We start from the raw sequence: 13105 nt of genomic DNA, 5'->3' as shown, positions 1-13105 counted from the left end.
AAGATTGATAAAGAGTGGGCGACATCAGCACATTAGCACATGAATAATATGAACGACTGGAAAAAGAGATTGAACATCGTGTATTCGACCAACCCTGACTACCATTATCAGGGGGACGAATCGAACGAGACGGAAGCACTACCGAAAGAGAAGCAATTGCTCCGCGTGAGCCTCGACAAGCGCAACCGCAAAGGCAAGGCCGTGACGTTGATAACGGGTTTTGTGGGGCGTGAGGACGATTTGCAGGAACTGGGCAAGTTGCTGAAAACGAAATGCGGCGTCGGCGGATCGGTGAAAAACGGTGAGATCATCGTGCAAGGCGACCACCGCGAAAAGGTGTCGGCTATTTTACAAAAAGAAGGATATGCCAAATCGCGCATCATCTGACCGGGCGCAACTTCACCTCATTAAAGCGTCGGCCGGATCGGGAAAAACCCACCGCCTGACGGGTGATTACCTGCGGTTGCTGTTTTCAAAAGAAAACAACTACCGCCATATCCTTGCCGTGACGTTTACCAACAAGGCAACCGACGAAATGAAATCGCGCATCGTAGAAGAGTTGTACCGCTTATCCTCAAACGCGTCCTCCGATTACGTCGCTTCGCTGGGCGGCGAGTTTTCGATGACGGAAAAGCAGGTTCGCGACCGGGCACAGCATATATTGAAGACTATCCTGCACGATTATTCGGCTTTTTCGATCAGTACCATCGACCGGTTTTTCCAACAAACCATGCGCGCGTTTACCCGTGAAATGGGTTTGCAGGGAAATTACTCGATGGAAGTCGATGAAACACCCGTACTGTTGGAGGCTATCGACCTGATGCTCTCCGAGCTCGACCGTCCCGAGAACAAGGCGCTCGCCGAATGGATGCTCACCTTTATGCAAGACCGCATTGAAAACGGGAAGAGTTGGAAAACCGATCAGGAAATATTCGATTTGTCGAAACAATTATTCAATGAGAAATACAAATCGTTCGCCCAAGACGGGCAGTCGGATGCACACGACAAGAAGCAACTCGAAGCCTACAAAACAACACTTATCCAAATCGTCCGGTCGTTCGAAAACGAATTGAAAACCATCGGTGAAAAAGGCGTCAACCTGATGAGCCGCTTCGGATTGCATTACACCGACTTCAAAGGCGGGCAACGTTCGCCCTTTTCGCATTTCGTGAAATGGGCCAACGGCGAGGTAAAAGAACCTACCGCCACCTTCGCCAAGCTGCCCGACGGCCTCGAGCAATGGACCACTAAAACGACATCCGAGGAGAAAAAAGGCGCCATCGAATCGGTTTACTTCGAAGGACTGAATGCCCTCACGCACGCAGCCGTCAATCATTTCGACAACGATCTGTTTTACAATTCCGCACGCAGCATCCTTCAATACTTTTACACGCTGGGCATACTCAACGACATTCATCAGCGCATGCGCGAACTGCAACAGGAACGCAACACGCTCTTTTTGTCGGACACCACCGAGCTGCTCCACCGCATCATCGGCGACAGCGACTCGCCGTTTATTTACGAGAAAATCGGCACGTACCTCACCCACTACATGATCGACGAATTCCAGGATACCTCGCGCATGCAATGGGATAACTTTTACCCGCTTATCCGAGAGAGTCTCGCATCGAATCACATGAACCTGATTGTGGGCGACGTGAAACAAAGTATCTACCGCTGGCGCAACTCCGACTGGCGGTTGCTGGAAGAGCAGGTCACGCGCGATTTCTCTCCGGAGAATGTGCAGCAGCATGTGCTGGACACCAATTGGCGAAGCGACCGCCACATCATCGAATTCAACAACGCTTTCTTCTCGCTGGCTTCCACCATGGCCCAAGCCGATTTTAACCAAACGCTGCAACAGGCGCAGGAGAACCCGTTCAAACAGTATGCGGCGACGAAGATCAAGGAAGCGTATTCACAAGTCTATCAACATATCCCCGACCGAAAAAAAGATACGCAAGGATTGGTGAAAGTGGTTTTCCGAGAGCAAAACGATGACGAAGGCGATTGGCGCCAACAGGTGCTCGAACGCTTGCCTGCGGAGATCGAAGCGCTGCAAGACCAAGGCTTTTCGGCCAAAGACATCGCCATTGTCGTCCGGTGGAACAGCGAAGCCGTGGAAGTGGCCGAAACGCTGCTGCGCTACAAAGAAGCCCATCCGCAATCGCCTTACCGCTACGACATCATCTCGAATGAAGCGCTGGTGATCGCCAACGCTCAAAGCGTGAAAGCCGTCATTGCCGTATTGCGCTACTTCCGCAACCGCAACGACGACACGAAGAAGATGCTTGCCGTGTATGAATATTACCGTTTTCACCGCCGCCTTACGCCTGAGTCGGCCCTGGCGTTGTACGGAAATGAAACCGCCAAAGGCTTTCCGCCGGCGATAGAAGACGAGCTCAACCGTATCGCCTCCCTCCCGCTCTATGAGATGGTAGAGGCATTCTTCGCCTTGTCGAAAGACGCGCTCGACGAAAAAGAAAATGCCTACGTACAGGCTTTTCTGGATATCGTTTTGAGTTTTAGCACCCAATCATCGGCCGACCTGAACGACTTTCTCGACTGGTGGGATGAGAAAGGCTGTCGAAAGGCGCTTTTTTCGCCCGACGACCAAGATGCCATCCGCCTGATCACCATCCATAAATCGAAAGGACTCGGTTTCGACGCGGTACTGCTGCCGTTCGCCGACTGGACGCTCGACCACAACCCGCATCAGCAGGATATCCTTTGGTGCCGCCCCCAGGAAAAGCCGTTCGACGGATTGGGCGCCGTACCGTTGCGTTACTCACCGGCGTTGCTCCGTACCATCTTCCAACAAGATTATCTCGAAGAAAAACTGTACTCCTACATCGACAACCTCAACCTGTTGTACGTAGCCTTTACACGCGCCAAACACCAACTCATCGTTTTTGCACCCAAGCCGAAGAAAGAAGAAAACATCCGTTCGGTGGCCGACCTGTTGTGGTTGTGTCTTTTCCGATCGTCGCGCCTACCTACCGAATCGACCGCCGACCAACCGCTTGTCGTATTGCAGAATTATGCTGATGAACAGGAGGACGCGTGTGTTTTTCAGTTGGGAGAAGAAGGACGGCGTTTACCACGCGAAGAGACGGCAGGGTATGCATCCTATAAAACCGGCAAATGGCAATCGGTACCGTTCAGCGGGCGGCTGAAGCTGCGGTTGAACTCCATAGGGTTCTTTTCGGACGACGGCAAACGCGATTACGGCAAGCTGATGCACGAGATTGTGAGTCAGGTGGAGACCATCGGCGATGTGCCGGAAGCGGTAACGCAAAAGGTACTGTCCGGTGAGTTGCGGGAAGACGAAAAAGAACTGACCGTCCGGCAACTGACCGAGGTGATTTCGCAACCCGGGGTGGCGGCATGGTATTCAGGGCGCTATCATGTGTTAAATGAAACGCAGGTGCTGCATCCCCGCTTCGGCTTCAGCCGTCCCGACCGTGTGATGCTGGGCGACAACGAAGTGATTGTGGCCGATTACAAGTTCGGCGAAGCGGAAGACAGCGCGTATATCCGTCAGGTGAAACGGTATGTAGCGTCTATCCGGGAGATGGGCTATCCCCACGTGAAAGGATATGTTTTTTACGTGAAATTACGGAAAGTGATCGAAGCGGAATGACGGAGGCGGGTGAATCGAGTAGGTAGGAGGATTACTCCCCCGCCCTCTCACACCACCGTGCGTACTTTCGTACACGGCGGTTTCTGTAAATTGTTTAATGTTTCGTAATTTAATGTGAGATTGTATAGTTTCAGTTTCGTAAACCAGTCTTTTCCCATAGCCTGACTAGCTTGGGGACAGCCTGATTTTCGCCATAAGCCCTTGCCTGACAGTGCAAGTATCCAACTCTGCCACTTTTCAACACCTTGTTTGTGTAAAAATTGTTGTAGCGTATAAACACGTTTGCATTGTTTAATCCGGTAACAGCGTAACTTACGCCTTATCCATGCGTCAAGGTTTCTCACAAGCTTATGGCATTTAGCATATCGAAAGTAATTTAACCACCCTCGCAACTTTTGGTTCAACTCGACTATGATTCGTTCGAGACTTACACCTCTGTTGCGTTTGGTTACTTCCCGTACATTCTGCTTTAACCGCAATAAGGCTTGCTTGCTTACAACGAGCATGCCATTGTTTAGAATGGTATACCCCAAAAACTTACTTTCCATTACCTCACAGACCTTACTCTTGTCTGGATTGACTTTGAGTTTCAGTTTGTTTTCGATAAAACTACACAGACTCGACATTATCCTTTCGCCTGCTTCCTGGCTGCGTACAAAGATATTGCAATCGTCTGCGTAACGAACAAAGCAGTGTCCCCGACGCTCCAGCTCTTTATCCAATTCATCCAAAACTATGTTGGACAACAATGGCGAAAGCGGACTGCCCTGTGGCGTTCCTTCGGTTCGTTGACTTACAATTCCCTCAAGCATAATTCCGCTTTGAAGATACTTTCTTATCAATTTTAACAGACCTTTGTCGCCGATACGGGTCGATAAGAGGTACATCAGGCGGTCGTGGTTGACAACATCGAAAAAGTTCTTCAAATCCATGTCAACTACGATGGTACGACCATTCTCTACATAACCGCCCGCCTTTTGTAAGGCTTGGTGAGCACTACGGTTAGGGCGAAAGCCATAACTATGGTCGCTAAACCCTGCTTTGTAAATCGGGGTCAAAACCTGACTTATCGCTTGTTGGATAACTCGGTCTATAACCGTTGGTACACCCAATTTGCGTGTTCCTCCATTGGGCTTGGGGATTTCGACATGACGGACGGTTTGAGGTTGATATGTTCCCGACAGCAGGCTTTCGAGTAATACAATACCGTTTACTCTATACCAGGCAGAGAACTCTTCAACACGCATTCCGTCCGTGCCACCGACACCCTTGTTACGTTTTACCTGTTTGTAGGCGGTTAGTATATTATGGCCACCGCATACAACCTCCATTAAATTATACACTAAGGCTTGTCCTTGTTTGCCTGCCTCATCAACTTGCAAAGCCTTTGCCCATGATGCTTCGGGTACGCCCTTACAGCTTAGGGAATGGCAAATAGCATCCTTGCCGTTTATTCCAAACAGCTCTTGTTGGTATGCTATTACTTTCTTCTGCTCCATTGATGTGATTTTAAACCGACTACTCCTTAAAATTACAGATTTAGTCCTTCGTCATTTGTGTACACAAATGACTACTATGACCTCGGCTGACTTCTTACAAGACTTTTCGGGATGTTGCCATAACGATAGCGTTATTAACGCGTCTTGTAAGACCTCTTGGGATAAACATCTACTCTTTCGGCGGGTTGTGCCTGATTTACTGTAAACGATTACGGTTGGTTTTGGGGCGTTCGCAATCCATTGCTCGCTTGCCCACCGTTTGTCAGCCTTATATCAGATTTCTGTGCGTCACAACCTCGCTTTTGCTAATGGCTTCCTTCAGATTCGCAGTCACCCACGACACCCTTGCCAATCACTATTGCTTCCTTCCAGCTCGGCGCAGTCAGGGACTCACACCCTGATAGAATAAATGTATGCCCAACATACAAAAATAAAGCGGACAACCATTGCAGGCTTCCGCTCTATTTATATTCTATAACAACTTTACGTATTTAATCGTGTAATTCGGCAAAGCCCATCGGTTGGCCGCCTTGAATCACATTAAATGCCGGGGATGCAGTCCGACCGTCTTCGTTTATTACATAAAGCCCGTTATATCCGATAGTTTCGTTCACTACACGCACAAACAGTTTATCGCTTGTCCGATAGAAAGTGCCGGCGGAATGCCCGAAAACCGTCGTAGGGACACTTTCGATTTTTGCAACCGCCTTGTTCTCGATATCCAATGAATATACGTGATATCCGTCTACCTTACCGAAATCGCCGAAGTTGGTAATATTTTCATCCGACGCTTCCACATATAATTTCCCTTTGTAAAAACCCATCGACCACATCACCCCTATGGATAGTGTAGAATTTAAATCTTTTGGATAGACATGCCAATTTTTGTCGAAATCGGTTTCTCCTTTTTTAATTCTGAAGATACAGGAAGGATGAAAGTTATACGCGCCATCGACCAAATCCCATCCCGTTGACAAGAAATACAGATGTCCGTCCTCGCCTAACAACCACGCCTTATATTCCGACGGGCTGTGTCCTTGATTGTATACATCCAAAAAATCCAGCACAATCGTCTTTTCGATTTTTTCCGAAGCGATATCGATCACGGCCAATGCATAATGCCGGATGTTATCGTTATGGCCCGAAGAACCTTCGGGAGAATAGGTAATATTTACAAACAGTTTGCCTTCTTTTACCGCTAATGTTTGGTTGCCGGTATATACGTTGGGACTGATTTTCTCATCGACCACGGAAGATAAGTCGATTTCACCGGTACGCTGCATGGTGGAAGGATTGAATTTCTGAATTCTCTTTTTGCCTCTTCCGGGATCGAAATAAAAGCCCAGTGTTTCGTTTACCACAACGGATTGGGCGGAACCGTCGCATTTAATGAATCCGTCTTCTTTTAACCGTCCGTCTTTACCGACGCTAAATTTTAAGACTCCCGATTCACCGAGGAGATTCGACCGGTTGAAGATCCAGTTTTTATACGTTCTGAATCCGCCGTAACTCGAAGCTTGTAACGAATATCCCGCCGTATTTTTTACGTCGCCTGTCGGCAATTCATTATAAACAGCATAATATCCGGCGCCGTCTGCGATCCCTTCGGCCGTCAGTAAAACATATTTTTTATTATTTTGATCAGGATTGTCAGGGGTATCGGGTTCGTTTTTTGAACAAGATACAAACGCGAAACAGAGTGTCGCGAAAAGAATAGCAAAAGTGTTTAGAATTCTCATAATTAATAATTTTAAATATTCTGATGAATGATTATAAAGTATTGGTACCTATTGCAGGGCATACCCGCTATAGGACATTGAATTATATTTTGAAACTGATTTTAAAATGGATACTTCTTCCGGCGTTTTGGATTCTGAAATTATCATAGAGCGCCGTGTCAAAGATGTTTTTTATCTCCCCTCCGAACATCCACAATCCGTTTGGGTCGGGTATCCATGAAAATCCGATGGAATGTAGGTTTTGTGAAGGAATAATATCCTTCGTGTTCACTTTCGATTCCCCGAAAAGGCCCAAAAAACCGGCCGGTTCAGCATCTTTGGGAATGTAGCGAAGGAAATATTTATGGACATACGAATAATGATAAAATAATTCGAGTCGGTCGTTCGTCAGGAACAGCCGGTTAAAGGAAGCCCTTAAACCGGTATTGGCGAAAAAGAAAGGGATGTTCGGCAACCTCGATCCTTCCAGGTATTTTACCGAAGGATCTTGAAGATGCTGCAACCTGAAATTTTGATAGGTGGCATTTCCATTCCAGCGAAGCCACGGGAAGACAAATGCGCTTGCATCCAATTCCACACCCAGTCCGTTTACTTTTTCCACATTCACATTTTGAGAAAATAAAAGTCCCGTCAATTCTTTCGTGATCAAATTTTCCGTTATACGGTAAAAGCCGTTAAATTCGAAAGAATAAGCCGAGGGCTTGCTCAGGACATAGCCTAAATTGATATTCATGCTGCGTTCCGGTTTCAGATCGAAATTCGGCAACAAAAAAGCGGCATCGCCGAACACTTCCTGCTGTTCCGGCAAACGAGTGGCAAGTTCCGCGGAAGTCCTGATAAACGATAATGAATTCAAGTCCCACTTAAAAGCCGTAGACACGCCCCATTGACGGTTGCTGCTTTCTACTTTCTCATCATTCAGCCGCCCCGTGCTTAAGTTCACCGTCATGCCCGAAGACTTACTCGCATAATATTTTGCTTGTGTATTTTGATGCAACCGGCCGGCTAAAAAATCAGCCTGATATCCGATTGCTCCGATTAACTTGAAATAGTCGGAAGGAATGCTCTGTAAATCGATACGATGGCCTTCGGAATCAACAATTGTCGTACCGTATTCATCCTTCCCGTTTTGCGAGGATGATTGTAAAACCGCATTGAGAACAAATTTATGATGATGATTCAGCGCATAATTCAAATTTGTCCGGCTTATAAAATTCCGGCTTTTGATATCGGATAACGTGGCGTTTGATTCCCCGATGGTATTTGCATCGATGGGAGGTGTAAAGTTTCCGAACCAATCGTATTTCCCCCTTAAGGTATCGACTTGTGCCGAGTTTACAATACTGAAAGAAAGAAATTGGTCGATAGCCAGTTTCTCTTCGAAAAGCGATTTATTGTAATGAAGCGATGGGATAAAGTGCGCATTCCTTTTGGATAATACCGCCCCAAAAGGTTTTTCCATTAACGATCCAAATTGATTTTCCCGCAAAATAGAAAACAAGCTCATCGAAACACGCAGCTCATCCGCCCAAACGGTATTGGCGATACCCGCGTATAATTCGGTGAAATAATGCTTATACGCATTATGGAACAACGGCAATTTCGTGGGAGTGATATTTGCCGTTTCCGGATCCACAACGGGCGCGATGACTTTATAGTTATTATCGGAATAATTGAAAAAGGCATCCGCCCCTACAAAAAACCGCTTATCCTGACTTGTGGCGGCGACGTTTAGCGTAGCCCGATGGGTATTGAAAGAAGCCACTTCATAAGAAAACGCGACCTGCTTGCTTTCCCTCTTTTGAGACACCAGATTGATGGCTCCTCCCAACGCATCCGAACTTAAATTGGCGGGCAAAACACCCTTATAAACTTCAACGCGGCTGAGAATATTGACCGGGACATTATTCAATCCGATGCCTCCCTGAAGATAATCCAAAGGAATACCGTCTTTAAAAATCCGTATGGAATTTCCCTGGAACCCGTTTAACATTACATTGGTAAACGATCCCAATCCCCCCGACTGCCTTATTCTCACACCGGTGGTTCGATTCAACATTTCCGTTATGGTTATCGGCCTTTGTTTTATTTCTTGTGTTTCTATCACATCGGCTTTTATGGGCGCGACACTGATTTCGTGGGCCGTCGAATTGGCGGTAACCAACACTTCTTTCAGGTTGACCGATACCGGTTCCAACGCAATATCCCCTAACGACAGGGGCACGGCTGCGGAAACGTGCACCTCTTTTTCGAAGGGCGCATAATTCAAATATTGAACGATGAACGTGTGCGTACCTTCCGGCAGGGAAAGTTTAAAAACGCCTTCGCCATCGGAATAGGTTACGTGCCCTACCCCTTTTGTTGCAATCGTTGCATATTCCAACGGCTCGCCTTTTTCATTTTTTATTTTACCTGTTACCGTCCCCATGCGGCTTTGAGCATGGACGGTTATCGTGAGGAAAGTCATGAAAAAAAACAACGCCCACGAGGCTCTTGCTATCTGTATCATTTTTTTCGCGATAAATATGATTTATGAATGAAGGAGAACCCTCGCCTTTTTTCTCGAATCCTTTTGCGCTTTCCGAATGCGGAGGATCAGATAAGACCCGAATACGAGTACGGTGGAAGCAATGGCGATGATACCCTGTACAATATGCTCGTTGCCGCCTTCTCCCATGCTGCGGCTCATCATCCACCCGATATGCAGCAGAATAGAGTGGACAAAAAGAAGTGCGTACAGCAGGTAAGACCACCTTTGGATTCGTTTCCACTTATGTTTCCCGAGTTTTTGATGGATGGAGTCGAAAGACGTGATCCATAGAATCATAAAAAGGACGAATAAGACAATGCCTAACAAATATCCGGCATTGCTAAAGGATATTCCCATTTCGCTTTTAGCCCACTCGTTTTGCGCCATATAAGCATCTTTATCGGAAAAGAATTTCAGGGCGTCAGTAAAGTTATAGGTGATCCTTATCAAGGAATGCGATAAGATAGGAAAACCGGAAATGATCGACAACTCTTTCCGGATATTCAATATTTTTTTCACCCAGGGCCGTTTCGGGTTCAACGCGCCGACATACATAATAATCGCCAGCAAGGGAAAGCCGAATCCGACCATATGGATATTCGACGCCAATATTTTACCCAACACCGGAATCCGGTATAAATTAACCGGGCTGATATGAAACAGGCCATTCAGAAATTGCAAAAGAATAAGAAAAGAAATAATCCCGAAAAACCAATAGTAAGAGCGGGCATGACGCTTTATCGACTTAGATAATAAGATGACGATGAACGTTAATATAATGAATGAACTGATAAATTCAGCTTGCCCAAGTAAATAGACGATCCCTTCGAATAATAACCGAACCATAATACGTATAAATTAAATTTTAAACGATGCTGTTATTTTACTTTTTTATAAAGTGCAAAGGTATGTATGGTTTTACGTCTCTGAAATACTATAAAAGAGTGATTTTTTTGAATAAAGTAGTTATTTATAATGATTTTTCCGAAAGAGGCTAACAGGAGGAAACAAGCCCGGAGTACAAGCATAGGGCCGGTTCTTTTTTATTCGTGAAGAGGATTATCCGCCAATAGGGCTCATTTTCCGGCTTCCGAAGTCCGAGTCCGAACCTCTGAAGCCCGGGATCGGAGTTCCGAAGACCTCTGTCGACCTTCAGAAGCCCGGGTTCGGAGTATTGAAGACCTCTGTCGACCTTTCGAAGACCAATGTCGAGCTTCCGAAGACCAATGTCGAAGCTTTTAAGTCCAGATTTGAATTTCCGGACACCAATTTCGAGCTTCGAAAGACCAATGTCGAACTTCCGAAGAGCAATGTCGAATTTTCTTATGTTCGGGGTGAAGAGTTAATAATCCGTGTCTCTCACATAGCGGTCGCTTGTTTCATGAGATTGCGACCTCATCCATTCGGCATACAGTTCGGAAATCGTTTTTTTGAAAACAGGATGGACAACGTGCGGGGCAATTTCGTTGAAAGGCGCCAGCACAAAATCACGGGTATGCAAACGGGGGTGCGGAATGGTCCATTCCGGGGTATTGATTATCAAATCATCAATCATTAAAATATCAATATCGATGATTCGGTCTTGGTATACGCCGTTTTCCGATTTTTGCCGCCTTCCCATCTCTTCTTCAATGTGTTTGGTGAGTAAGAATAGGTCTTCTGCCGAAACGATGGAGGATACTTCGCAGACGGCATTCACAAAAAGATTCTCCGAAACGAAACCCTCGGGTTTGGTTATATAAAAAGCGGATAAGGAAACGATCGTTCCTATCCGCTCTTCTATTTCCTCGCAAGCCGTCAACATATTTTTCTGCTTATCACCCAGATTCGATCCGAGCGCCAAAAAAACAGTATGCTCCTTGCCCATCTTCATCAATCTCTATCAATCTTCATCAATCTAATCGACAATCAGCATGGCATCGCCATATGCCCCGAATTGATACTTTTCATTAATGGCCACATCGTAAGCCTCCATCACGTAGTCGTATCCGCCGAAAGCGCACGCCATCATCAACAACGTGGAATAAGGCATGTGAAAATTGGTAATCAGTGCATTATTGAGCGTAAAATCATAAGGCGGGAAGATAAATTTATTCGTCCATCCCTCGAAAGGTTTCAGATGTCCGTCGGTGCTGACCATCGTTTCGATGGCTCTCAATACGGATGTCCCCACCGCACAAATATTGCGTGCGTCGTCTTTGGCCTTGTTCACCCGCTCGCAGATTTCCTCGGTAATAACCATCTGTTCGGAATCGACTTTATGTTTCGTCAAATCTTCCACATCGATATCGCGATAGGCTCCCAGACTATTGTGCAGGGTTACAAAGCCATAATCAATTCCTTTTATTTCCATGCGCTTCAACAGCTCGCGGCTGAAATGCAGACCGGCAGCCGGCGCGACCACCGCTCCTTCATTCACGGCAAAAATATTCTGGTAACGGTCGACATCTTCTTCTTCTGCCGGACGTTCCATATATTCCGGAATGGGGGTTTCCCCAATGGAAAAGAGCAACCTCTTAAACTCGTCGTAAGGACCATCGTATAAGAAACGCATGGTCCGGCCGCGCGAGGTGGTATTGTCTATAACCTCTGCCACCAACTCCTCATCTTCCCCGAAATACAACTTATTACCGATTCGTATTTTACGGGCGGGATTAACCAAGACATCCCATAAGTGTTGATTCGAATTCAATTCTCTCAATAAAAACACTTCGATTTTGGCGCCGGTTTTTTCCTTATTTCCAAACAAGCGGGCGGGAAAGACTTTGGTATTATTAAAAATAAAAAAGTCTTTTTCTTGAAAATAATCCAATACATCTTTAAATATCCGGTGTTCCAATTTGCCGGATTTACGATGCACGACCAGCATACGGGCTTCATCCCGGTGTTTGGACGGGTACTTGGCTATAAGCTCTTCGGGCAAATGAAATTTAAATTGAGAAAGTTTCATACGTTAAATATCTGATACTATAAGTTTTATAATTCATATTCTTTATGGCTGTCCGGCGATATGTTGATCGAAAAACAGTTCTAACGATTCCATACCCAAACATTGATCTAATGTCACCTCGCCTATTCGGGTCCGCGTCAACGCGGTTAAATGGGCTCCGGTATGCAAAGCCTCTCCAATATCCCTGGCCAACGCCCTGATGTAAGTCCCTTTACTGCACACGACACGCACCCGGATAGTCGGTAAATCAACAGATAGCAATTCAATACTCTCTATAACCAACAATTTGGGTTTTAGTTCAATCGTCTCGTTATTGCGGGCGAAAGTGTACGCGCGTCTTCCTTCGACTTTAACCGCCGAAAAAGCGGGCGGCACCTGTTGTATTTCGCCTTCGAAGCGACGCAGGCATTCGCGCACGGCCTCTTCGGTGATATGCCCGGTGGGATACGTACCGTCGACTTCCGTTTCCAAATCGAACGAGGGCGTCGTAGCCCCCAGCCGTATATCGGCCACATATTCTTTCGTCAACGCTTGCAAGCGGTCTATCTCTTTCGTCTTCCTTCCGGTGCAAATCGTCATAACGCCGGTTGCCAACGGATCGAGCGTTCCGGTATGGCCGACTTTCAACTTTTTGATCTTAAGCCTCGAACAAATCTTTGCCCGAACCACACGCACCACACGGAACGATGTCCAATGAAGCGGTTTATTAATATGTAGGATCTCTCCTTCTATAAAATCCATTTC

The 13105-nt window shown here is 46.4% G+C and carries 9 protein-coding genes; 2 read left to right on the top strand and 7 right to left on the bottom strand.

Annotation, left to right across the window (positions count from 1 at the left end; genetic code table 11):
* The first annotated feature begins 48 nt into the window (after positions 1–48).
* Together ABNK31_RS08345 and ABNK31_RS08340 are read left to right on the top strand one after the other, a co-directional pair.
* Entirely contained in the window at positions 49–387 is a 339-nt protein-coding gene (locus ABNK31_RS08345; RefSeq protein ID WP_418895385.1) for a translation initiation factor, read from the top strand.
* Positions 365–3643, top strand: coding sequence for a UvrD-helicase domain-containing protein (locus ABNK31_RS08340; protein WP_418895199.1), 3279 nt, complete (start codon positions 365–367; stop codon positions 3641–3643). Before ABNK31_RS08345 ends, ABNK31_RS08340 begins: the two co-directional genes overlap by 23 nt.
* A gap of 47 nt (positions 3644–3690) precedes the next feature.
* On the opposite strand, the gene ltrA is transcribed toward ABNK31_RS08340, so the two are convergent.
* The 7 genes from ltrA to truB form a co-directional block, all read right to left on the bottom strand.
* On the bottom strand, positions 3691–5142 hold the full coding sequence (gene ltrA, locus ABNK31_RS08335) for a group II intron reverse transcriptase/maturase (protein ID WP_418895198.1): 1452 nt from the start codon (positions 5140–5142) through the stop codon (positions 3691–3693).
* 491 nt (positions 5143–5633) lie between these two features.
* Positions 5634–6881, bottom strand: a complete 1248-nt coding sequence (locus ABNK31_RS08330) for a hypothetical protein (RefSeq protein WP_418895197.1) — start codon at positions 6879–6881, stop codon at positions 5634–5636.
* Positions 6882–6963: 82 nt separating this feature from the next.
* Entirely contained in the window at positions 6964–9390 is a 2427-nt protein-coding gene (locus ABNK31_RS08325) for a TonB-dependent receptor (RefSeq protein WP_418895196.1), read from the bottom strand.
* Between the two features lie 21 nt (positions 9391–9411).
* Positions 9412–10257 (bottom strand): hypothetical protein, encoded by an 846-nt coding sequence (locus ABNK31_RS08320; RefSeq protein WP_418895195.1) that lies wholly within the window; start codon positions 10255–10257, stop codon positions 9412–9414.
* 496 nt (positions 10258–10753) lie between these two features.
* On the bottom strand, positions 10754–11284 hold the full coding sequence (gene folK / locus ABNK31_RS08315; protein ID WP_418895194.1) for a 2-amino-4-hydroxy-6-hydroxymethyldihydropteridine diphosphokinase: 531 nt from the start codon (positions 11282–11284) through the stop codon (positions 10754–10756).
* Between the two features lie 24 nt (positions 11285–11308).
* The gene (gene queA / locus ABNK31_RS08310; protein WP_418895193.1) at positions 11309–12361 is read right to left on the bottom strand and encodes a tRNA preQ1(34) S-adenosylmethionine ribosyltransferase-isomerase QueA; all 1053 of its coding nucleotides are present in this window, start codon (positions 12359–12361) and stop codon (positions 11309–11311) included.
* Between the two features lie 42 nt (positions 12362–12403).
* Positions 12404–13102: a tRNA pseudouridine(55) synthase TruB gene (gene truB / locus ABNK31_RS08305; protein WP_418895192.1), complete on the bottom strand. Its 699-nt coding sequence runs from the start codon at positions 13100–13102 to the stop codon at positions 12404–12406.
* Positions 13103–13105 lie beyond the last annotated feature (3 nt).

It is taken from the genome of Limibacterium fermenti (assembly GCF_041902845.1).
Taxonomy (GTDB): Bacteria; Bacteroidota; Bacteroidia; order Bacteroidales; family Dysgonomonadaceae; genus Limibacterium; species Limibacterium fermenti.
Note: the sequence above shows the minus strand (reverse complement) of the source record. Positions and strands in the feature narration are given on the sequence as shown.

Bases quoted from the DNA above. Each gene is read 5' to 3' on its own strand.
- ABNK31_RS08345 (WP_418895385.1), top strand. From the start codon at position 49: ATGAACGACTGGAAAAAGAGATTGAACATCGTGTATTCGACCAACCCT.
- ABNK31_RS08340 (WP_418895199.1), top strand. From the start codon at position 365: ATGCCAAATCGCGCATCATCTGACCGGGCGCAACTTCACCTCATTAAA.
- ltrA (WP_418895198.1), bottom strand. From the start codon at position 5,142: ATGGAGCAGAAGAAAGTAATAGCATACCAACAAGAGCTGTTTGGAATA.
- ABNK31_RS08330 (WP_418895197.1), bottom strand. From the start codon at position 6,881: ATGAGAATTCTAAACACTTTTGCTATTCTTTTCGCGACACTCTGTTTC.
- ABNK31_RS08325 (WP_418895196.1), bottom strand. From the start codon at position 9,390: ATGATACAGATAGCAAGAGCCTCGTGGGCGTTGTTTTTTTTCATGACT.
- ABNK31_RS08320 (WP_418895195.1), bottom strand. From the start codon at position 10,257: ATGGTTCGGTTATTATTCGAAGGGATCGTCTATTTACTTGGGCAAGCT.
- folK (WP_418895194.1), bottom strand. From the start codon at position 11,284: ATGAAGATGGGCAAGGAGCATACTGTTTTTTTGGCGCTCGGATCGAAT.
- queA (WP_418895193.1), bottom strand. From the start codon at position 12,361: ATGAAACTTTCTCAATTTAAATTTCATTTGCCCGAAGAGCTTATAGCC.
- truB (WP_418895192.1), bottom strand. From the start codon at position 13,102: ATGGATTTTATAGAAGGAGAGATCCTACATATTAATAAACCGCTTCAT.